Source organism: Oleiphilus sp. HI0086, from assembly GCF_001635225.1.
On the sequence record NZ_LWFZ01000317.1, the window covers coordinates 1 to 382 of the forward strand.

At 48.4% G+C, this 382-nt stretch carries 1 pseudogene; it reads right to left on the reverse strand.

Features of this window, described 5'->3' with window-relative positions:
* Positions 1–382: pseudogene (locus A3756_RS03935) on the reverse strand (glycine dehydrogenase); the annotation flags it as partial.

Genomic DNA, 382 nt, shown 5'->3' on the forward strand with positions numbered 1-382 from the left:
AAACCTTCTTTACCTTCCAGATCGACAGTACGACCAATAATACGTCCTGGCATTTGGCGAACCAGCTTTTCTTTACAACAGATAAAGCCAAAATACGGGCCACCCGATGCCATAGGAATACCCAATGGCTGACCTTCACCCACGGCGATATCGGCACCCTTATCTCCCCATTCACCAGGAGGCGTTAATAGCGCTAAAGCTGTCGGATTAACGACGCCAATAACCAACATGCCATTTGCCTGGCCCCAGTTGGTTAAAGCATTCACATCTTCCAACGAGCCAAAGAAGTTTGGCTGAGGAATTATCAAAGCGGCATAGTCTTGGCCAGCAAAGCTTTCTAACGCTGCACTATCAACGGCAAGCGCTTTATCGTCCATTGGCA